19 protein-coding genes are annotated in these 19,390 nt (G+C 42.2%); 12 read left to right on the top strand and 7 right to left on the bottom strand.

What is annotated here, in order from left to right; genetic code table 11:
* Positions 1-44: 44 nt before the first annotated feature.
* The 4 genes from KX728_RS08865 to KX728_RS08850 all read right to left on the bottom strand — a co-directional run bounded on the left by KX728_RS08865 (position 45) and on the right by KX728_RS08850 (position 3,181).
* On the bottom strand, positions 45-980 hold the full coding sequence (locus KX728_RS08865; protein ID WP_215804248.1) for a DUF4097 family beta strand repeat-containing protein: 936 nt from the start codon (positions 978-980) through the stop codon (positions 45-47).
* A complete protein-coding gene (locus KX728_RS08860; protein ID WP_049504588.1) occupies positions 973-1,566 on the bottom strand; it encodes a DUF1700 domain-containing protein in 594 nt (197 codons plus the stop codon). Before KX728_RS08860 ends, KX728_RS08865 begins: the two co-directional genes overlap by 8 nt.
* Positions 1,553-1,879, bottom strand: a complete 327-nt coding sequence (locus tag KX728_RS08855) for a PadR family transcriptional regulator (RefSeq protein ID WP_000273860.1) — start codon at positions 1,877-1,879, stop codon at positions 1,553-1,555. The genes KX728_RS08860 and KX728_RS08855 overlap by 14 nt, the downstream gene beginning before the upstream one ends.
* A gap of 135 nt (positions 1,880-2,014) precedes the next feature.
* Complete coding sequence (locus tag KX728_RS08850; protein WP_215804249.1) at positions 2,015-3,181, bottom strand: CynX/NimT family MFS transporter; 1,167 nt, start codon at positions 3,179-3,181, stop codon at positions 2,015-2,017.
* Positions 3,182-3,402: 221 nt separating this feature from the next.
* Here KX728_RS08850 and KX728_RS08845 point away from each other — a divergent pair, with 221 nt between their 5' ends.
* The 4 genes from KX728_RS08845 to KX728_RS08830 all read left to right on the top strand — a co-directional run bounded on the left by KX728_RS08845 (position 3,403) and on the right by KX728_RS08830 (position 7,027).
* On the top strand, positions 3,403-4,233 hold the full coding sequence (locus KX728_RS08845; RefSeq protein ID WP_001114305.1) for a glycosyltransferase: 831 nt from the start codon (positions 3,403-3,405) through the stop codon (positions 4,231-4,233).
* A 75-nt stretch (positions 4,234-4,308) separates the two neighbouring features.
* Entirely contained in the window at positions 4,309-6,159 is a 1,851-nt protein-coding gene (locus KX728_RS08840) for a nucleoside-diphosphate sugar epimerase/dehydratase (protein ID WP_198464284.1), read from the top strand.
* Positions 6,160-6,408: 249 nt separating this feature from the next.
* Positions 6,409-6,837 (top strand): DUF805 domain-containing protein, encoded by a 429-nt coding sequence (locus KX728_RS08835; protein ID WP_215804250.1) that lies wholly within the window; start codon positions 6,409-6,411, stop codon positions 6,835-6,837.
* Complete coding sequence (locus KX728_RS08830) at positions 6,812-7,027, top strand: DUF805 domain-containing protein (RefSeq protein ID WP_215804251.1); 216 nt, start codon at positions 6,812-6,814, stop codon at positions 7,025-7,027. Before KX728_RS08835 ends, KX728_RS08830 begins: the two co-directional genes overlap by 26 nt.
* 87 nt (positions 7,028-7,114) lie before the next feature.
* Here the strand turns inward: KX728_RS08830 and KX728_RS08825 are convergent, their stop codons facing one another.
* From KX728_RS08825 to sdaAB, 3 genes are read right to left on the bottom strand one after another with little or no spacing between them, the layout of a single operon-like run.
* Entirely contained in the window at positions 7,115-7,744 is a 630-nt protein-coding gene (locus KX728_RS08825; protein WP_215804252.1) for an HAD-IA family hydrolase, read from the bottom strand.
* 27 nt (positions 7,745-7,771) lie between these two features.
* Positions 7,772-8,644, bottom strand: coding sequence for an L-serine ammonia-lyase, iron-sulfur-dependent, subunit alpha (gene sdaAA, locus KX728_RS08820; RefSeq protein WP_000500031.1), 873 nt, complete (start codon positions 8,642-8,644; stop codon positions 7,772-7,774).
* An 8-nt stretch (positions 8,645-8,652) separates the two neighbouring features.
* Entirely contained in the window at positions 8,653-9,324 is a 672-nt protein-coding gene (sdaAB, locus tag KX728_RS08815) for an L-serine ammonia-lyase, iron-sulfur-dependent subunit beta (RefSeq protein ID WP_000555868.1), read from the bottom strand.
* A gap of 241 nt (positions 9,325-9,565) precedes the next feature.
* On the opposite strand from sdaAB, the gene apf reads away from it, so the two are divergent.
* The 8 genes from apf to KX728_RS08775 all read left to right on the top strand — a co-directional run bounded on the left by apf (position 9,566) and on the right by KX728_RS08775 (position 19,365).
* Positions 9,566-10,201 carry an aggregation-promoting factor gene (apf, locus tag KX728_RS08810; RefSeq protein WP_215804253.1) on the top strand — a complete coding sequence of 212 codons (636 nt, stop codon included), beginning with the start codon at positions 9,566-9,568 and terminating at the stop codon, positions 10,199-10,201.
* A 277-nt stretch (positions 10,202-10,478) separates the two neighbouring features.
* Positions 10,479-11,285 (top strand): ABC transporter substrate-binding protein, encoded by an 807-nt coding sequence (locus KX728_RS08805; protein WP_215804254.1) that lies wholly within the window; start codon positions 10,479-10,481, stop codon positions 11,283-11,285.
* Between the two features lie 15 nt (positions 11,286-11,300).
* Positions 11,301-12,497 (top strand): argininosuccinate synthase, encoded by a 1,197-nt coding sequence (locus tag KX728_RS08800; protein WP_215804255.1) that lies wholly within the window; start codon positions 11,301-11,303, stop codon positions 12,495-12,497.
* Between the two features lie 27 nt (positions 12,498-12,524).
* Positions 12,525-13,916 carry an argininosuccinate lyase gene (argH, locus tag KX728_RS08795; protein WP_219108637.1) on the top strand — a complete coding sequence of 464 codons (1,392 nt, stop codon included), beginning with the start codon at positions 12,525-12,527 and terminating at the stop codon, positions 13,914-13,916.
* Positions 13,917-14,075: 159 nt separating this feature from the next.
* Positions 14,076-15,197: a tRNA 2-thiouridine(34) synthase MnmA gene (gene mnmA, locus KX728_RS08790; protein WP_049538060.1), complete on the top strand. Its 1,122-nt coding sequence runs from the start codon at positions 14,076-14,078 to the stop codon at positions 15,195-15,197.
* 246 nt (positions 15,198-15,443) lie between these two features.
* Positions 15,444-15,899, top strand: coding sequence for an NUDIX hydrolase (locus tag KX728_RS08785; protein WP_215804257.1), 456 nt, complete (start codon positions 15,444-15,446; stop codon positions 15,897-15,899).
* Between the two features lie 8 nt (positions 15,900-15,907).
* Complete coding sequence (gene mnmG / locus KX728_RS08780; protein WP_215804258.1) at positions 15,908-17,821, top strand: tRNA uridine-5-carboxymethylaminomethyl(34) synthesis enzyme MnmG; 1,914 nt, start codon at positions 15,908-15,910, stop codon at positions 17,819-17,821.
* 962 nt (positions 17,822-18,783) lie between these two features.
* A complete protein-coding gene (locus KX728_RS08775; RefSeq protein ID WP_215804259.1) occupies positions 18,784-19,365 on the top strand; it encodes a hypothetical protein in 582 nt (193 codons plus the stop codon).
* Positions 19,366-19,390: the final 25 nt, after the last annotated feature.

Genomic DNA, 19,390 nt, shown 5'->3' with positions numbered 1-19,390 from the left:
ATGGTCGTTTTCTATCTTTAGACTAGCAGATGAAAGCGTTTTTGTCAATGATTTCTAGGTGGAGCAGAGTATTCTTCTTCTTCCTTAGATAGGTAGATATCCTGATTGGCTTTTATAATGAGCAGGTCCTTGACATCTGCTTTGTCTGTCTTGTATGGGTTGGCAAGTTCATTCTCTCTTTGTCGAGGGTGTTCTCTTTGTGCATTATGATAAATACCGCCATGCTTAGAAGACATATCTAGATTGATACGATCGAATTCTGTCTTAGAAAGAAAGAGTCTTAAGTGGTTATGAGAGTCTAGCTCAACCTTACCGTGAACCTGAATATTTTCAGCATAGATGTGTCCCCCCTCCGTCTTGACCTGACTATCTGTCAGTTCTGTTTTAAAGATATTGATGATATTGGGTGTTGTGAATTTGCTATTTTTAATACGACTTCCTTCAATTCGGAGGAGATATCCGTTTGTATTGAGGGTCGCATTTTCAAGGGTAGCATTAATGATAGTGGTCTGTCGACGATTAGCTGAAACGGTGATTGCTTTCAGAGTTCTTCCTTTAGGGAGGGAGAGAATGACTTCGTCAAAACGGTGAGAATAACTGCTGGCAATACGAAGTAGGCTTTCGATTCCTGAACCGAGAAAACGATGTTGGGAGGCTTGTTTGTCAGTGACGCTCAGTGTTTTGTCACTCATGCCAGTAGTCAGATCGTGACGACCAGACACGGAAGGATGATAGGTGATATGGATCTTGTCATCTACAGACTCTGTGATGGTTAGGCTATGTTCCTCAAGGGTCAAATCAAGTTTTTCCACTTCGCTTCCAAAGGTTACTTCTTCGATACGATTGTCATAGACGGGATCTTTTGACATGGCAAGCAAACTTTGAATACCATTGGACTGGGCGCCTACAATAATCATGATAAAACCAAGGATTGTAGAAACCACACCAAAAATGAGAAATCCTTTCGTCAATTTACGCATGTCTGTCACCTCTCTTTCCTTTTTTAAGAATCCATTGCACCAAGCGGACGATTAGGAGGCCAAAGAAACGGGCTACATAGGAGATACCTAGTAGAACAAGAGAAGAAGCACCAATAGCAAGCAAACCGGCCCCGAAAATCAAGATAAAGGCAGATTTGGCTTCGACTAGAACACTAAAGCTCTCTACGATAAAGAGTCCGCCCAGCAGGATACCTGTCACAGAGACGGTAAAGAATGCTAGAATGACGGAGGCGGCTGCGATAAAAAGCCCGATAATGGTTAAGATAATTGCAATTCCAACAGGAATGCCGATAGGGGCTGCTAGTAAGGCCAAGAGGGCAATGTGTAGCAGTTGACGGTCATTCTTTTGAGCAGGGGCTTCATTGACTTTTTTGTCGAGGAGGTTAGAGAGAACATCATGGGCCGCTTCTTTTGGTGTTCCTAGACTAGCAATGAGTTCTTCTTCGCCCTCTGGACCTGCATCGTCAAATAGTTCCTTAAAGTAGTCCATGGCTTCGATGCGGTCAGCTTCAGGTAGTTTATGGAGATAGGTTTCTAACTGAGTCAGATAGTCAGTTCTTGTCATGGCGGATACTCCCTTCTATGATGCCGTTGACGGTGTCGGTATAGAGCGTCCACTCTTCCTTTAGAGTAACGAGCTGCTCTACGCCCCGATTGGTCAAGGAGTAGTATTTGCGCATACGCCCCTGAAACTCTCTAGAGTAGGTGGTCAGAAAGCCACTGGCTTCCAATTTTTTGAGAATGGGATAGAGCGTAGATTCTTTGATATTGGCGATGAGTTTAATGGTTTGGCTAATCTCATAACCATAAGAATCCCCCTGCTCCAGTACAGCCAAGATGAGAAATTCGATCAAGGCAGAGGATGTTGGGAAGTACATGGGAAACCTCCTTTATATTATATAAAAATTTTATATATACTCTTTTCAAATATATTGTATCTCAAGTTGAAAGCCCTGTCAAGAAATATGTGTAAAAATTTTACATATAAAAAACTCCTAGTAAAAACTAGAAGTTTAGAGGATTTTTTCAGCCCGATCCACCATAAAGAGTGAGATAGTCATGATGATATCGATGACTAGAAGGGCAAGAACCGCTGGAACCCAAGATTGGAAAAGTTCAAAACTATAACCAAACAAGGCAGGTCCAAAAGCAGCCAAGATGTATCCCCCTGTTTGCGCTAGTCCTGATAGCTGAGCTGTCTTTTCAGGAGAACTGGTTTTAAGAGAAAAGCAAACCATGAGGTAGGGGAAGAGGGCACTGCAGGCCGTTCCAATCAAGAGATGGACGACTAACCAGTAGAGGAAATTATTGGCTGGATACAAGAGCATGGCAATTCCCATCATACCAGCGATAGAGATAGTTGCCAGCATGATTCGACGATGACCATCTGACAGACGAGTGGTCAGACTTGGAACAGTCATCGAAAAAGGAATGCTGATTAGTGAGAAGATAGAAGCCAGAAGAGCCGCATCACTATTAGAAATACCAGCACTAACAGCCATAGTTGGCAACCAGGTCATACTTGTATAAAAGAGCAAGGACTGAAGCCCGCCAAAGATAATGATAGCCCAGACATCTTTACTTTTTAGAATATTCTCTTTGACTTGCTTTTCTTTTTGGCTTTCTAGGTGGTGGTTGTGGCGATGATTTGGCAACCAGACTAGCAGAGTGACCAGACAGAGAAAGCTGAGAACGAGGATAAGTCCCTTCCAAGAACTAGCTTGGGTGATAGGGACCGAAAGATAAGAAGCGATGGCTGTCGAAATTCCCATGGCAGTGACATAGAGAGTTGTTAGGAAGCTAATCTTTTGAGGCTGATTTGCCTGAATCATACTTGGGAGGAGTACATTGAAGATCGCAATGCTTGCTCCCACAATTAGGGTTCCTAGATAAAGAAGGGGAAGATTGAGAATCCGAATGACAGAGCCAACAGTTAAGAGGAGGAGACAGTAAGTAAAGAGATGTTCCAACCCGATTTTTTGTGCCAAGCGGCTTGCAAAAGCAGAGAAAAGAGCAAACATCAAGAGAGGGAGACTGGTTAAAATCCCAAGAGAGCTAACCTCCACTCCTAGTCCCTGAGCGATATCTCCTAAAATAGTTGGAAGAGCAGTAAAGGGAGATCGTAAAACAGTCCCGATTAAGACAATTCCTAGAACAAAAAAGAGTGATTGTTTTTTCATAAAAACCTCGATAGGATGATTTTAATAACAGCTTATTTTAAGGTTTTTTCCTTATAATGTCAAGTAATGACAGCCAAGACAGTTCAATCAATGGAAGTGAAAATATAGTGAAAAGTGACAGATTTCTTTACTAGAATTTTCCTTGATTTGATATAAAAATAGGAAACTAGGAAATTTTGTGATAAAATAGTGGAAGGAAATCTATACATTGGAGAAAAACTGTGCCTGAAAAGCAAAAAATCAGCGTCTTGATGTCGGTCTATGTAAAGGAAAATCCGACGTTTTTAAGAGATGCTATCAAAAGTGTTCAAAACCAGACCTTGAAACCGAGCGAACTTGTTCTTGTTGAGGACGGCCCGCTCACACCCGAACTCTATCAGGTGCTAGATGAAGTGGAAGCTCAGTCAGACATTCCAGTTAAACGGTGCCCCTTAGAACAAAACCAAGGTTTAGGCTTGGCTCTTCGATACGGTGTTTTACAGTGCCAGTATGATATTATTGCCCGCATGGATACGGATGATTTAGCCGTTCCGGATCGTTTTGAGAAACAGCTTCAGCTAATGGAGAAAGAAGATCTCGACCTCTTAGGTGGGCATATCGCAGAGTTCATTGACAATCCAGATGAGATTGTGTCTTATCGTCGTGTTCCAACTCAGCATGCAGACATTGTGGCTTATCAGAGAATGAGAAGCGCCTTTAACCATATGACAGTCATGTTTAAAAAGGACATGGTCCTCAAGGCGGGCAACTATGAAGATGGCCTTTACATGGAGGATGACCTCCTTTGGCTCAATATGATTGCTGCAGGTGCCAAGACTGGGAACCTAGATCAAATCTTGTGTAAGGTTCGTGTCGGTGCAGGGATGTTTGAGCGTCGAGGTGGCTTGCGTTACCTTAAACTCTATCGTCAAGCTCGCCAGCGCATGCTTGAGCGAGGGCAAATTTCTTACATGGAATATGCTAAAAGTGTAGCCATTCAGGCAATTGTTGCACTTTGTCCAGGCTTTGTACGTCAGTTTATCTTCGTCAAACTTTTAAGAAAGAGAAAGTAAGCCCCGATAGACTGAATGATTCAGGTTATCATAACAACAGTATCATCTGACTCTTTTAAGGGGGAGTAAATTCCTATGAATAAAAAACTAACAGATTATGTGATTGATCTGGTTGAAATTTTAAATAAACAGCAAAAACAAGTGTTTTGGGGGATATTCGATATTTTGAGTATGGTGGTTTCCATCATCGTATCTTATATCTTGTTTTATGGCCTTATAAATCCTGCGCCTGTGGATTACGTGATCTACACTCTTTTAGCCTTCCTCCTCTATCAAATCATGATTGCGTTTTGGGGGCTAAATGCTAGTATCAGTCGTTATAGCAAGATTACGGATTTCATGAAAATCTTTTTCGGAGTGATGCTCAGCAGTGTTCTTTCTTATGGAATCTGCTATGCCTTCCTTCCATTGTTTTCTATCCGTTTCATCGTACTCTTCATTTTGTTGAGTACCTTCCTCATCTTGCTTCCTCGTATCACTTGGCAGTTGATTTATTCTAAACGTAAAAAAGGTAGTGGAGATGGAGAACACCGTCGGACCTTCTTGATTGGTGCTGGTGATGGTGGTGCCCTCTTTATGAACAGCTACCAACACCCAACTAGCGACCTTGAGCTAGTGGGGATTTTGGATAACGATGAAAAGAAAAAGGGACAAAAACTAGGTGGAATCCCAGTTTTGGGCTCTTATGATAATCTGCCTGAATTAGCTAAACGTCACCAAATCGAGCGTGTTATCGTAGCAATCCCTTCGCTTGACCCATCAGAGTACGAACGCATCTTGCAGATGTGTAATAAGCTAGGCGTCAAATGTTACAAGATGCCTAAGGTTGAGACAGTCGTTCAAGGACTCCATCAATCAGGCAGCGGCTTCCAGAAAATTGATATCACAGACCTTTTGGGCCGTCAGGAAATTCGTCTCGACGAATCGCGTCTGGGTACTGAGATTACAGGCAAGACCATCTTGGTGACAGGAGCCGGTGGTTCGATTGGTTCGGAGATTTGTCGTCAGGTTAGTCGCTTCAATCCCGAGCGTATCGTCTTGCTTGGACATGGTGAAAACTCAATCTATCTCGTTTATCATGAATTGATCCGTACATACCAAGGGATTGATTATGTGCCAGTTATTGCAGATATTCAAGACTATGACCGTCTCTTGCAGGTGTTTGAGCAGTACAAACCAGCCATCGTTTACCATGCTGCAGCCCACAAACACGTTCCGATGATGGAGCGCAATCCAAAAGAAGCCTTCAAGAACAATATCCTCGGTACCTACAATGTTGCCAAGGCTGTTGATGAAGCCAAAGTACCTAAGATGGTCATGATTTCGACTGACAAGGCGGTCAATCCACCGAATGTTATGGGTGCGACTAAGCGCGTGGCAGAATTGATTGTCACTGGCTTTAACCAACGTAGCAAATCAACCTACTGTGCAGTCCGTTTTGGGAATGTTCTCGGTAGTCGTGGTAGTGTGATTCCTGTCTTTGAACGTCAGATTGCTGAAGGCGGTCCTGTAACAGTAACAGACTTCCGTATGACACGTTACTTCATGACCATTCCAGAGGCTAGCCGTCTAGTAATCCATGCTGGCGCTTATGCTAAGGACGGAGAAGTCTTTATCCTCGATATGGGCAAACCAGTTAAAATCTATGACTTGGCTAAGAAAATGGTCCTTCTAAGTGGGCACACGGAAAGTGAAATTCCAATCGTTGAGGTTGGTATTCGTCCGGGTGAAAAACTCTATGAAGAACTCTTGGTTTCGACCGAATTGGTTGATAACCAAGTCATGGACAAGATTTTCGTTGGTAAGGTAAATGTCATGCCGCTAGAAGCTATTGATCAAAAGATTGAAGAGTTCCGTTCACTCAGCGGAGATGAGCTCAAAGAAGCAATCATTTCCTTTGCAAATGAGACAACTCATGCTGAGTAAGAGTGTCCATCTACCTTCATAATGAAACAACTATCGCCAGTTTTCTGAGGAAATCAGAAAGCTGGTTTTTATAAATAGAGAGTAGAGAACATCGGATATTTCAAAGGTTTAATAAGCACAACTATTCAAGGGACGATGTTATGTGATCTATCAGGAGAGTGATTTCAGACAATCTAAAAACTACCTCTTTTTTAAGCTGGTAACATAACTTTGCGAAATAAGTATTAAAATCAAAAGGAGATTTTTTGTATGCTGAGTGCTATTAGGAGTTTTTTCAAAGGCTATGCAAATTTTTCTGGTCGTTCCAACCGTCCAGAATTTTGGTGGGTTTGGCTACTAAATATGGTGATTTTCTTGCCCGCCTACTACTCACTTTTTACTGGAGTAGAATCTGATAAAGCCATCAGGAATATTGCGGTCTTCAGTATGTGTATTATTTTGTTTATAGTAGAGTTTGTTCCTCTACTAGCACTGATAGTACGTCGCTTACGAGATGTGGGTATCCATTGGGCCTATATCTTTATTGTACTTGTCCCTTTGGGTGCAATAACACTGCTCGTTATGCTCGCTATGCCAAGTCAACGATTTGGAGAAAAAGTGATAGAGAATAGTGAAAAAGATAAAGATAAAGAGAATACGGAAGACTCTCGGTTTGAAGAAATGGTACGAAAATATTAAGATATTTCTACTTCATTTAAAAACGGCTGAGTCGCTTCGCCGCTTACGAGACGCTGGTTTCCACTGGGCCTTTATTTTCATAGCTTTGGTTCCTATCGTTGGACCGATTGCTCTTATTGTGATGCTTGCTTGGCCAAGTAAGAAGGATGAAGATGCAGATACTGAAGAACAGGATCAAATTACTGCTTAAGCATGGAGTTGATTCCTTCTGATAGTAACAACATATAAAAAATACTCCTCAACCTAGTTCACTAGTGTTAGGAGTATTTTTGTATGGTTAGAGCTGGCTAATGATATCGTCAATGGTACGGGCAATCCAGTCAGGCTGATAGCTGAGTAAATCAGCCTCTTCTCCAAATCCCCAAGTAACAGCAAACTTTTTAATGCCAGTTTCTTGAGCTCCGATCATATCAAACTTGGTGTCCCCAATGATGAGGACTTGGTCTGCAAGGAGTTGATGCGTTTGCAAGGCGTAACGGATGACATCCGCCTTGTGTGGTGTTTCAGGACTAGAACCATAAATGCCATCAAAGAAATGATGGATTCCCAGATTTTTAGTCATATCATGAGCAGTAGGAGTATTCTTTGTTGTAGTGATGTAGAGAGGGTAGTTTTGCGAAAGCTCTTGAAGCAATTCCGTTATTCGGGGGAAGAGTTGGGCTTCGTGGATTCCTTTTTCCTTGTAGTAAGAGCGGTATATCTGCACAGCCTCTGGGATTTGTTTCTTGGGAAGGCATGTTGCAAAACTACTTTCAAGTGGTGGCCCCATGAAACCACGAATGGTTTTGGCATCAGGACTCGGAACTCCTAGTTGTTCAAAGGTATAGGTAAAGGCATTGTGGATCCCGATGGAACTGTCAACCAGGGTTCCGTCTAGATCAAAAAAGATTGCTGAGATAGAGGGCATAGTTTCTCCTAATAGATATAGATAAGCTTATTCTCCGAAGATTTCTTTTTGTAGGCGGCGACCAGTAGGTGTAGCGGCGAGTCCACCCTCAGCTGTTTCACGAAAGGCAGTTGGAAGACTCGATCCGACTTGGTACATGGCATCGATGACTTCGTCAACAGGGATCTTAGACTCGATACCTGCCAAGGCCATGTCTGCTGCGATAAAGGCAAAGCTGGCTCCCATGGCATTGCGTTTAACACAGGGAACTTCGACCAAACCAGCGACGGGATCGCAGATGAGGCCCAGCATATTTTTAATGACAAAGGCGATGGCTTGGCTAGCCTGATAGGGGGTTCCACCTGCAGCCAAGGTTAAGGCTGCGGCACTCATGGCAGAGGCAGAGCCAACTTCGGCCTGACAGCCACCTTCAGCACCTGAGATAGAGGCATTGTTTGCGATAACCAATCCAAAGGCACCAGCAGCAAAGAGGAAATCCAGCTGTTCTTCGTGGCTAAGGTCTAATTTTTGGATAGCAGCAGTGAGAACGGCTGGCAGACAGCCAGCACTTCCTGCGGTTGGAGTGGCGCAGACCAAGCCCATCTTCGCATTGTGTTCATTGACCGCGATGGCATTACGGGCTGCTGATAGGATGGTAAAGTCAGACAAGGCCTTGCCACTTTTGAGATGGCGGTCTAGTTTGGCCGCGTCTCCACCCGTTAAGCCACTACGGGATTTATTTTCACTGAGACCGAGCTCGACAGAGGCTTTCATGACTTCTAGATTGCGTTCCATGAGGAGGAGAACTTCTGGACGTTCCCGACCGGTTAGTTGATATTCTGTCGCAATCATGAGTTCTGCGACATTTCCTTGGAAGTCTAGATCCGCCTGCTCGACCAATTCTTTGATAGAATAAAACATGTTTCCTCCTACTTAAAGAAATTGACATTGTGGAGATGAGGGATTTTTCGGATTTCTTCAATCGCCTCTTCGCAACTTCGACTATCAACTTCGATAATCATGATGGCTTTTTCTCCAGCTTTTTCCCTAGTCACATTCATCTGAGCGATATTGATATCAAAACGAGAGAGGGCTTCAGTAACATGGGCAATCATACCTGGAACATCCTGATGTACGATGATAATGGTTGGTGTGTTCATGTTGAGAGAGACAGCAAAGCCGTTAAGTTCCGTAACTTGGATATTTCCTCCACCGATGGAAATTCCTGTCACACTGATGGATTTGTGTTCATTCTTCACAGTAATTTTAGTGGTATTAGGATGAGGAGCGTTGCTGTCTTTCTGAATGGTCCAGACAATCTTGATGCCACGTTTATGGGCAATCTCAAGGCTATTTGGAATGTCGGGATCGTCCGTATCCATACCTAATATACCAGCTACGAGAGCAAGGTCGGTTCCATGACCACGGTAGGTTTTGGCAAATGAATTAAATAATTGGAATTCGACTTCTGTCGGCGTATCATCAAAGATGGAAGAGACGATTTTCCCGATGCGAACAGCTCCAGCAGTATGGCTACTTGATGGGCCAATCATAACTGGTCCGATAATGTCAAAGACAGATTGAAAACGAAGTGAGTGCATCTGTTTCCCCTTACAAAGATTCTTGTATCTATTATATCAAAGAATGGACCTCTGCGCTTATTTCCCTTATCAAAAGCTTAAAATGATTAAAGAGAGTATAAAATAAGGCCTTTTGTGACAAAAACCTCCTTAAAACGGTAAATATAAAACATTTTTGTAATATTTCTACATAAAACCGTTAAACAACGGTAACATTTAAAAGGTATCATAGATATATCCAATGGAAGGAGAATTTTTAGATATGTCATTAACAACTAAAAAAATTAAAACAACTATCGCAGGAGTAGCAGCTTTGCTTGCTTTCTTTGCTCCATCACTTGCATCTGCACAAGAAACTGTAACTTACACAGTTAAATCAGGTGACACTCTTTCAGAAATTGCTGAGAAGTACAACACAACTGTTGAAAAATTGGCAGCAAAAAACAACATCAAAGATATTCACCTTATCTATGTTGACCAAGTTTTGGTTATCGAAGGAACAGCTCCATCGACAGCAACTGCAACCGCTGCAGCTTCAACAACAACTTATGAAGCACCAGCAGCTGCGGAAGAAACTGCAGAAGAAGTAACTGAAACAACAACTTATGAAGCGCCAGCTGCACCTGCAGCTCCAGCAGCAGAAAGCAACACTGCAGCAACTTCTACTGTAAGTGGTTCTGAAGCAGAAGCCAAAGAATGGATCGCTCAAAAAGAATCAGGTGGTAGCTACACTGCTACAAACGGACGTTACATCGGACGTTACCAATTGACAGATTCATACTTGAACGGTGACTACTCAGCTGAAAACCAAGAGCGTGTAGCAGATGCCTACGTTGCAGGACGTTACGGTTCATGGACAGCTGCCAAGAACTTCTGGCTTAACAACGGTTGGTATTAAGAATACAAGAGTCCTTTAGGGCTCTTTTTTTGTTTCTCTATAACAAAAAGTGTAAGGATCTTCTCAGTAATGCTCTGTTTGTATAATTTCGACTAAATTCTTCAAATTGTTTTAAAACTCAAATAGTATAAATAAGCTTATTATGTGTAAAATATATCATATAATAAGCTTTTTCTTGATTTAAATGAAATAAAATACAGTTTTTTCTTGACAAACGAGAACGGTAAGAGTATTATTTATACAATAATAAAGTATAAAAATAAAAGGAGGCTCTTTTATGAATAAAGTGAAGAAGGTGTTGATGACGATGTTTGGTTTGCTTATGTTTCCCTTATTATTTGCTTGTAGTAACACTCAATCCCAAGGTGTTGAAGCCATTAAAGCTAAAGGAAAATTGGTGGTGGCCCTAAATCCAGAGTTTGCTCCATTTGAATATCAGAAATTGGTCGATGGGAAAAATCAGATTGTAGGTTCAGATGTTGAGCTAGCCAAAGCCATCGCAAAGGAACTGGGTGTAGAAGTGGAGTTCTCTCCAATGAGTTTTGACAATGTACTGGCTAGTCTTGATTCAGGTAAGGCCGATCTTGCCATATCAGGTGTTTCTAAAACGGAAGAGAGAAGTCAAGTTTACGACTTTTCAATTCCCTACTACACTTCGAAAAATAAGGTTATCGTAAGAAAATCTGAATTAATGAATTACCAATCAGTGAAGGATTTGGCTCAGAAAAAGGTTGGAGCGCAGAAAGGTTCTATCCAGGAAACTCTGGCTAAAGAAACCTTGCAGAATTCTTCTCTCGTTTCACTTCCTAAAAATGGAAATTTGATAACAGATTTAAAATCAGGGCAACTGGATGCGGTTATCTTTGAGGAACCAGTGGCAAAAGGATTTGTAGAGAATAATCCAGACCTAGCCATCGCTGAGTTTGATTTTGACAATGACAAAGAAGATTCCTACGCTGTTGCGATGAAAAAAGACAGTAAAGAATTAAAAGAGGCGGTTGACAAAACCATCCAGAAGTTGAAGGATTCTGGGGAATTGGACAAATTGATTGATGATGCTTTTAAAGCCTCTATCGAAAAATAGAAAGAAGGAAGAGAAATGAGTAAGGAAAAAGTCATTTTAGCCTATTCAGGTGGATTGGATACATCAGTTGCTATTACATGGTTAAAAAAAGACTATGATGTGATCGCTGTTTGTATGGATGTGGGTGAAGGAAAAGATTTGGAGTTCATCCACGATAAAGCTCTCAAGGTTGGGGCTGTAGAGTCTTATGTCATTGATGTTAAGGAAGAATTTGCTAATGACTATGTTTTAGTGGCCCTTCAGGCTCATGCCTACTATGAACAGAAGTATCCCTTGGTATCTGCTCTGAGTCGCCCTCTTATTTCAAAAAAACTCGTTGAAATAGCTCATCAGACGGGGGCAACCACAATTGCCCATGGTTGTACAGGTAAGGGAAACGACCAAGTTCGGTTTGAAGTCTCTATTGCAGCTTTGGATCCCAATCTAAAAGTAGTTGCGCCTGTTCGTGAGTGGAAATGGTCTCGTGAAGAAGAAATCCAATATGCCAAAGAAAACGGTGTTCCAGTTCCTGCTGACCTAGACAATCCTTACTCTGTCGATCAAAATCTTTGGGGACGTGCAAATGAATGTGGTGTCTTGGAAAACCCTTGGAACCAAGCGCCAGAAGAAGCATTTGGAATCACATCTTCTCCAGAAGAGGCGCCAGACAGTCCAGAATTTATTGACATTGAGTTTAGCTGCGGGGTGCCCATCTCCCTCAATGGTGAGAAGATGAAAGTGGCGGATTTGATTCAAAAACTCAATGAAATTGCGGGCAAACACGGTGTCGGTCGTATTGACCATGTGGAAAATCGCCTAGTCGGTATTAAGTCAAGAGAGATTTATGAGTGCCCAGGTGCTGTGACTTTATTGGCAGCTCATAAGGAGATTGAAGACTTGGCTCTTGTGAGAGAAGTGGCTCATTTCAAACCTATTATCGAAAATGAGTTGTCCAATCTCATCTATAATGCCTTGTGGTTTAGCCCAGCAACTCAGGCTTTGATTGCCTATATCAAGGAGACACAGAAAGTTGTCAATGGAACTGCAAAAGTTAAACTTTATAAGGGGAACGCCCAGGTAGTGGCTCGGAAATCACCAAATTCTCTTTACGATGAAAACTTGGCGACTTATACCAGTGCGGATACCTTTGACCAAGATGCGGCTGTCGGATTTATCAAGCTTTGGGGGCTTCCGACTAAGGTTTATTCAGAAGTTCAGAAAAATGTTGAGTAGTGACGCGATAGAAAGGGACGACAGGATATGTCGAAAAATACAAAATTATGGGGTGGTCGATTTGAAGGCACTGTGGAAGATTGGGTAGAGCGGTTCGGTGCGAGTATTTCCTTTGACCACCAGCTGGCAAAATTTGATTTGATGGGCTCCTTAGCTCATGTTCAAATGCTAGGACAGACTGGCATTTTGAGTTTGGAAGAGGCAGAGCAGATCCAAGATGGTCTGAAAGCTTTGTTGCGAGATTTAGAGGCAGGAGAGCTTCATTTTGATATTGCAAATGAAGATATTCATATGAATATGGAAGTGTTGCTGACAGAGAAAATCGGTCCTCTGGCTGGGAAACTACACACAGCTCGTTCTCGGAATGACCAAGTCGCAACGCATATGCACTTATATCTAAAGGAGCAGCTTGGCCATGTCTTGGATAAGTTGGCGAATCTGAACAGTGTTTTGCTGGACTTGGCTGAAAAACATGTGGAAACCATCATGCCAGGCTATACTCATTTGCAACACGCCCAACCGATTAGTTTTGCCCACCATCTCATGGCTTATTACAATATGTTTCAAAGGGATAGCGAGCGATTCGCATTTAACTTGAAACATACGGACCTATCTCCACTGGGTGCGGCTGCCTTAGCGGGGACAACTTTTCCAATCAATCGTCAATTATCGAGTGATTTACTGGGCTTCCAACACCCCTATACCAATTCCTTGGATGCTGTGAGTGACCGTGATTTTATCTTGGAATTCCTGTCAAATGCCAGCATTTTGATGATGCATATGAGTCGTTTTTGTGAAGAAATCATCAATTGGTGCAGTTTTGAGTATCAGTACATTAGCTTGTCTGATAGCTTTTCAACGGGTTCGTCTATCATGCCCCAGAAGAAAAATCCTGATATGGCGGAATTGATTCGAGGGAAGTCAGGACGGGTTTACGGGCACTTGCTTGGGCTATTGACCGTCATGAAGTCTTTGCCTCTGGCCTACAATAAGGATTTGCAAGAGGACAAGGAAGGCATGTTTGATACAGTAGACACGATTTTGAATTCTCTGGATGTGTTGGCAGGTATGCTATCGAGCATGCAGGTTAATAAGGCCAAAATGCAGCAATCTACAGAGAATGATTTTTCGAATGCAACCGAACTGGCAGATTATTTGGCTGAAAAAGGCCTCCCTTTTAGAGAAGCTCATGAAATAGTAGGGAAATTGGTTCTAGACTCTATCAAGCATAGTAAAAATATCCAAGATTGGGATTTGGAGGAGTTGCAAGTCTACCATCCCTTGATTGAAGAGGATATTTATATCTACTTGCGCCCAGAAACCGCTGTTCAGAGGCGGAATTCCTTAGGAGGAACCGGCTTTGAGCAAGTGAAATACCAGATAAAACAAGCGAAGAAAGAACTTAAAGGGGAAAATTGATTCGTTTGCAAAGAAGAAAGAGAGGTTGAGATGATTTATCAGCCTCTTTCTTGTCTTCTCTAACCAAGCGTGTTATAATGAATACTGCTCAAGCGACCTTCAATCGTGAAGCACACACGACCTTCAATCGTGAATAAACGAATAGATGGGAGACTTACCATGAGTGATAACTCTAAAACACGTGTTGTCGTGGGTATGAGTGGTGGTGTCGATTCGTCGGTGACGGCTCTCTTGCTCAAGGAGCAGGGCTACGATGTGATCGGTATCTTCATGAAGAACTGGGACGACACAGATGAAAACGGCGTCTGTACGGCGACCGAAGATTACAAGGATGTGGCTGCGGTGGCAGACCAGATTGGCATTCCCTACTACTCTGTCAATTTTGAAAAAGAGTACTGGGACCGCGTTTTTGAGTATTTCCTAGCGGAATACCGTGCAGGACGTACGCCAAATCCAGATGTTATGTGCAACAAGGAAATCAAGTTCAAGGCCTTTTTGGATTATGCTATGACCTTAGGGGCAGATTATGTTGCGACTGGGCACTATGCCCGAGTAGCGCGTGATGAGGATGGCATCGTTCATATGCTTCGTGGCGTGGACAATGGCAAGGATCAGACCTATTTCCTCAGCCAACTTTCGCAAGAACAACTCCAAAAAACCATGTTCCCATTGGGGCATTTGGAAAAGCCTGAAGTACGAAAACTAGCAGAAGAAGCAGGTCTTGCGACTGCTAAGAAGAAAGACTCGACAGGGATTTGCTTTATCGGGGAAAAGAACTTTAAAAACTTCCTCAGCAACTACCTACCAGCTCAGCCAGGTCGCATGATGACTGTGGATGGACGTGATATGGGTGAGCATGCTGGTCTGATGTATTATACGATTGGTCAGCGTGGCGGACTTGGTATCGGTGGCCAACATGGTGGTGACAATGCACCGTGGTTCGTTGTCGGAAAAGACCTAAGCAAGAATATCCTCTATGTTGGCCAAGGTTTCTACCATGACTCGCTCATGTCAACCAGCCTAGAGGCCAGTCAAGTTCACTTTACTCGTGACATGCCAGAGGAATTTACGCTAGAATGTACAGCTAAATTTCGCTACCGTCAGCCTGATTCTAAGGTGACAGTACATGTCAAAGGAGATAAGGCAGAGGTCATCTTTGCGGAACCGCAACGCGCCATCACACCAGGACAGGCAGTTGTCTTTTATGATGGTGATGAGTGTCTCGGTGGCGGTTTGATTGATAATGCTTATCGAGATGGACAAGTTTGTCAGTACATTTAGATTGACAAATTTTCTCAATTTGTTACAATAATAACAGCAATAGAAATGATGGTCAAAGCTCATGGATGTTGCAGGTCTTTTTGTCCTGCACTTCTTACGAGTTTTGACTGTTTTTGTGTCGTTTAATACTCTTCGAAAATCAAATTCAAACCACGTCAGCTTCACCTTGCCGTACTCAAGTACAGCCTGCGGCTAGCTTCCTAGTTTGCTTTTTGATTTTCATTGAGTATAAGGGAAAGGATAAAAATGAGTCAGCAAGACTTTCGGACAAAAGCAGGAAATACAGTTCTTGGTGTTCGGGCGACAGCCTTGATTGTCCAAAATGGCAAGCTCCTAGTCACCAAAGATAAGGGCAAGTATTACACTATCGGCGGTGCGATTCAAGTCAATGAAAGAACGGAGGACGCGGTAGTCCGCGAAGTGAAGGAAGAACTGGGTGTCAAAGCTCAAGCTGGGAAACTAGCTTTTGTGGTTGAAAATCGTTTTGAACAAGACGGTGTTTCCTATCACAACATCGAGTTTCATTATCTGGTTGATCTACTTGAGGATGCACCTTTGACCATGCAAGAAGATGAGAGAGAGCAACCTTGTGAGTGGATTGACTTGGATGAGTTAGAAGATTTCCAACTAGTTCCAGCCTTTTTAAAAACAGCCCTACCAGATTGGGACGGCCAGCTAAGACACATCCATCTTGAGGAATAGGAGAGAAAATGAATTATAATTTTACGGAAGAATACGATATTATTGTAATCGGTGCGGGGCACGCTGGGGTGGAGGCATCCCTAGCTGCTAGCCGTATGGGCTGCAAGGTCTTGCTTGCGACCATCAACATTGAAATGCTGGCTTTCATGCCTTGTAACCCTTCTATCGGTGGTTCTGCCAAAGGGATTGTTGTGCGTGAAGTCGATGCTCTTGGTGGTGAAATGGCTAAAACCATTGACAAGACTTACATCCAGATGAAGATGCTCAACACTGGGAAAGGTCCAGCTGTCCGTGCCCTTCGTGCGCAGGCTGACAAGGAACTTTACTCTAAGGAGATGCGCAAGACAGTTGAAAATCAAGAGAACCTGACCCTTCGTCAAACCATGATTGATGAGATTTTGGTGGAAGATGGCAAGGTTGTCGGTGTTCGTACAGCTACTCATCAAGAGTATGCTGCCAAGGCTGTTATCGTGACGACAGGGACTGCCCTCCGTGGGGAAATCATCATCGGAGACCTAAAGTACTCATCAGGACCAAACCACAGCCTAGCTTCGATCAACCTAGCTGATAATCTCAAGGAACTTGGGCTTGAAATCGGTCGTTTCAAGACAGGAACCCCTCCACGTGTCAAGGCTTCCTCTATCAACTACGATGTGACAGAGATTCAGCCAGGGGACGAAGCGCCGAATCACTTCTCATACACTTCGCGTGATGAGGACTATGTCAAAGACCAAGTGCCATGCTGGTTGACCTATACCAATGGTACCAGTCATGAGATTATCCAAAATAACCTCCACCGTGCGCCTATGTTTACAGGTGTGGTTAAGGGAGTGGGCCCTCGTTACTGTCCATCAATTGAAGACAAGATTGTGCGCTTTGCCGATAAGGAACGCCACCAGCTCTTCCTTGAGCCAGAGGGGCGTAATACAGAGGAAGTCTATGTCCAAGGCTTGTCAACCAGTCTGCCTGAGGATGTCCAACGTGAGCTGGTTCATTCCATCAAAGGTTTGGAAAATGCAGAGATGATGCGAACTGGTTATGCGATTGAGTACGACATGGTCTTGCCTCACCAGTTGCGTGCGACTCTGGAAACAAAGAAAATCTCAGGACTTTTCACAGCTGGTCAGACAAATGGAACGTCAGGTTACGAAGAAGCTGCTGGCCAAGGGATTATCGCGGGTATCAATGCGGCTCTGAAAATCCAAGGCAAGCCTGAATTGATTTTGAAGCGCAGTGACGGTTATATTGGGGTGATGATTGACGACTTGGTGACCAAGGGTACCATTGAACCCTACCGTCTCTTGACTAGTCGTGCTGAATACCGTCTCATCCTCCGTCATGACAACGCCGATATGCGTTTGACCGAGATGGGTCGTGAGATTGGTCTTGTCGATGATGAACGCTGGGCTCGTTTTGAAATCAAGAAAAATCAATTTGACAATGAGATGAAGCGCCTAGACAGTATCAAACTCAAGCCAGTCAAGGAAACTAATGCCAAGGTTGAGGAAATGGGCTTCAAGCCGTTGACAGATGCAGTGACAGCCAAAGAATTTCTCCGTCGACCAGAAGTTTCTTACCAAGATGTAGTGGCCTTTATCGGACCAGCTGCTGAGGATTTGGATGACAAGATTATCGAATTAATTGAAACAGAAATCAAGTACGAAGGTTATATTTCCAAAGCCATGGACCAGGTTGCCAAGATGAAACGCATGGAAGAAAAACGCATTCCAGCCAATATTGATTGGGATGATATTGACTCGATTGCGACAGAAGCCCGCCAGAAGTTCAAGCTCATCAATCCAGAAACCATCGGCCAAGCCAGCCGTATTTCGGGAGTAAACCCAGCAGATATTTCTATTTTGATGGTGTATCTTGAAGGTAAAAACCGTAGTATTTCTAAAAATCAAGAAAAAAAAGCATAGAGAAAAACAGCTCCGAAGACGGGGCTGTTTTTTTGACGGACTCTGGATTTATATTGCACATTTAAATATTAAATTAAAAGAAATCTTTTATGCCACTGATAAAACATTATTAAAATATTCAAAGTAATGATTAAATATACTATTGGTGGAAGAAATACTGATCTGAGATTGGCCGTTGTAAAAGCAATGATACTAATATTGAATATTGAATACAAGAGAATAAGGGTTTTAGAAACATAAGTGATAAATATTCTAAAAGTTTTTTGCTTTTAATTTCTAGGACATTTGTTACTTATTATAATTTATAGAGCTATATTCATAAATAAATTTGACATTGAAATTATTTTATGATAAAATGAAAGCGTTAACAAAAGTATTTAGCTAAACTAGAAGGGAGGGGTCTGTCAGTAGTTGTTTTGCTGAATACACTATTCGTCTTTTAGTTTATATTTTATACTTTCAAAATTGGGAGATATATACAAATTTCAAATGTAGGTGCGGAGGTTGACCAGAGAATAGTACCTATCACTTGGTAGCTGAAACGATTGTCTCGCCTAAGATTCTTTGAGCGGATTTTAGGCGAGACATCGTTACACTAACCCTAGTCCTTGCATTTTATCACGAATAAAAAGACACTTCTCTCTATAAGAAGTTCCCATTTTTTGAAAAAATAAAGTATTGTGGAAGGGGATGATTAAAATTAGAAAAATAAATCCAGATATCTTATTTCTATGTGGTGTTTTGGTCATATGTTGCTGTCTTTTGCTTTTTCATATAAATCCTTACCATGTAGTTGATGATGAACCAATGTTAAAAATACAATCTATATTTTGGAGTTTGTTGTGGCGTCCAGTTCCATCTTTAGGAATGATGGTAGGGGTAATCATGATTTTTAAGAGTTTGAAAAAATAATATCATTTTATTTTTCGTCTTCGATTTTCTAGTTAGAATGGAGATTGGATATGAACAGACTTAAGTTGATATTCTTATTGTTGTTTAGCTTGCTCACTTTTGGAATATTTTTAGATGTCAAAGCAGATACTATTCCAGGTTCTGATTTTGAAGTGGTATCAGAGTTGGTATTAAAAGAAAATAAAACTGGGGTAATTTATGAGTTTGAAAATTTAGAAACTAGAGAACAATTTTTAAAATCTAGAAACACAACGCCTTCTAGTGCAAGTTCATTCCGTTCTTATGGAGTGAGTAGTGTCCGTAGAACATACCTCAGCTCTTACCGTGATACAGCGGTTTCTGGACGAGTTTCTTATACTGTTTATGGGGGGAGCTCAGGAGCTAGTGTGTCAATATCATCAGGACAAAGTTTTTCTTCTTCTGAGTATGGAATAGGTTTTACTTATGGAAGCGCAGCCACTCATTTTGTTCCGCCTTATAAATATGGTTATATAGTTTTGAAAGCTTCTTTTACAGTTAATATTTATAAATTAGAGGTTAAATATCAAGGAACTAATGAATGGCGTCCAGCTGGACGAATTAAGACATTTAGTAATAAAAATGTTTGGACCGAGTTGAGAACTTACAGTTAACTACTTTATAAAAATAAAAGAAAAA

This window comes from Streptococcus oralis (assembly GCF_019334565.1).
GTDB lineage: Bacteria > Bacillota > Bacilli > Lactobacillales > Streptococcaceae > Streptococcus > Streptococcus oralis_CR.
Note: the sequence above shows the minus strand (reverse complement) of the source record. Positions and strands in the feature narration are given on the sequence as shown.

What these genes read in the sequence shown, in the direction of transcription:
- KX728_RS08865 (WP_215804248.1), bottom strand. Translation starts at nt 980, where the DNA reads ATGCGTAAATTGACGAAAGGATTTCTCATTTTTGGTGTGGTTTCTACA.
- KX728_RS08860 (WP_049504588.1), bottom strand. Translation starts at nt 1,566, where the DNA reads ATGACAAGAACTGACTATCTGACTCAGTTAGAAACCTATCTCCATAAA.
- KX728_RS08855 (WP_000273860.1), bottom strand. Translation starts at nt 1,879, where the DNA reads ATGTACTTCCCAACATCCTCTGCCTTGATCGAATTTCTCATCTTGGCT.
- KX728_RS08850 (WP_215804249.1), bottom strand. Translation starts at nt 3,181, where the DNA reads ATGAAAAAACAATCACTCTTTTTTGTTCTAGGAATTGTCTTAATCGGG.
- KX728_RS08840 (WP_198464284.1), top strand. Translation starts at nt 4,309, where the DNA reads ATGAATAAAAAACTAACAGATTATGTGATTGATCTGGTTGAAATTTTA.
- KX728_RS08835 (WP_215804250.1), top strand. Translation starts at nt 6,409, where the DNA reads ATGCTGAGTGCTATTAGGAGTTTTTTCAAAGGCTATGCAAATTTTTCT.
- KX728_RS08825 (WP_215804252.1), bottom strand. Translation starts at nt 7,744, where the DNA reads ATGCCCTCTATCTCAGCAATCTTTTTTGATCTAGACGGAACCCTGGTT.
- sdaAA (WP_000500031.1), bottom strand. Translation starts at nt 8,644, where the DNA reads ATGTTTTATTCTATCAAAGAATTGGTCGAGCAGGCGGATCTAGACTTC.
- sdaAB (WP_000555868.1), bottom strand. Translation starts at nt 9,324, where the DNA reads ATGCACTCACTTCGTTTTCAATCTGTCTTTGACATTATCGGACCAGTT.
- apf (WP_215804253.1), top strand. Translation starts at nt 9,566, where the DNA reads ATGTCATTAACAACTAAAAAAATTAAAACAACTATCGCAGGAGTAGCA.
- KX728_RS08805 (WP_215804254.1), top strand. Translation starts at nt 10,479, where the DNA reads ATGAATAAAGTGAAGAAGGTGTTGATGACGATGTTTGGTTTGCTTATG.
- KX728_RS08800 (WP_215804255.1), top strand. Translation starts at nt 11,301, where the DNA reads ATGAGTAAGGAAAAAGTCATTTTAGCCTATTCAGGTGGATTGGATACA.
- argH (WP_219108637.1), top strand. Translation starts at nt 12,525, where the DNA reads ATGTCGAAAAATACAAAATTATGGGGTGGTCGATTTGAAGGCACTGTG.
- mnmA (WP_049538060.1), top strand. Translation starts at nt 14,076, where the DNA reads ATGAGTGATAACTCTAAAACACGTGTTGTCGTGGGTATGAGTGGTGGT.
- KX728_RS08785 (WP_215804257.1), top strand. Translation starts at nt 15,444, where the DNA reads ATGAGTCAGCAAGACTTTCGGACAAAAGCAGGAAATACAGTTCTTGGT.
- mnmG (WP_215804258.1), top strand. Translation starts at nt 15,908, where the DNA reads ATGAATTATAATTTTACGGAAGAATACGATATTATTGTAATCGGTGCG.
- KX728_RS08775 (WP_215804259.1), top strand. Translation starts at nt 18,784, where the DNA reads ATGAACAGACTTAAGTTGATATTCTTATTGTTGTTTAGCTTGCTCACT.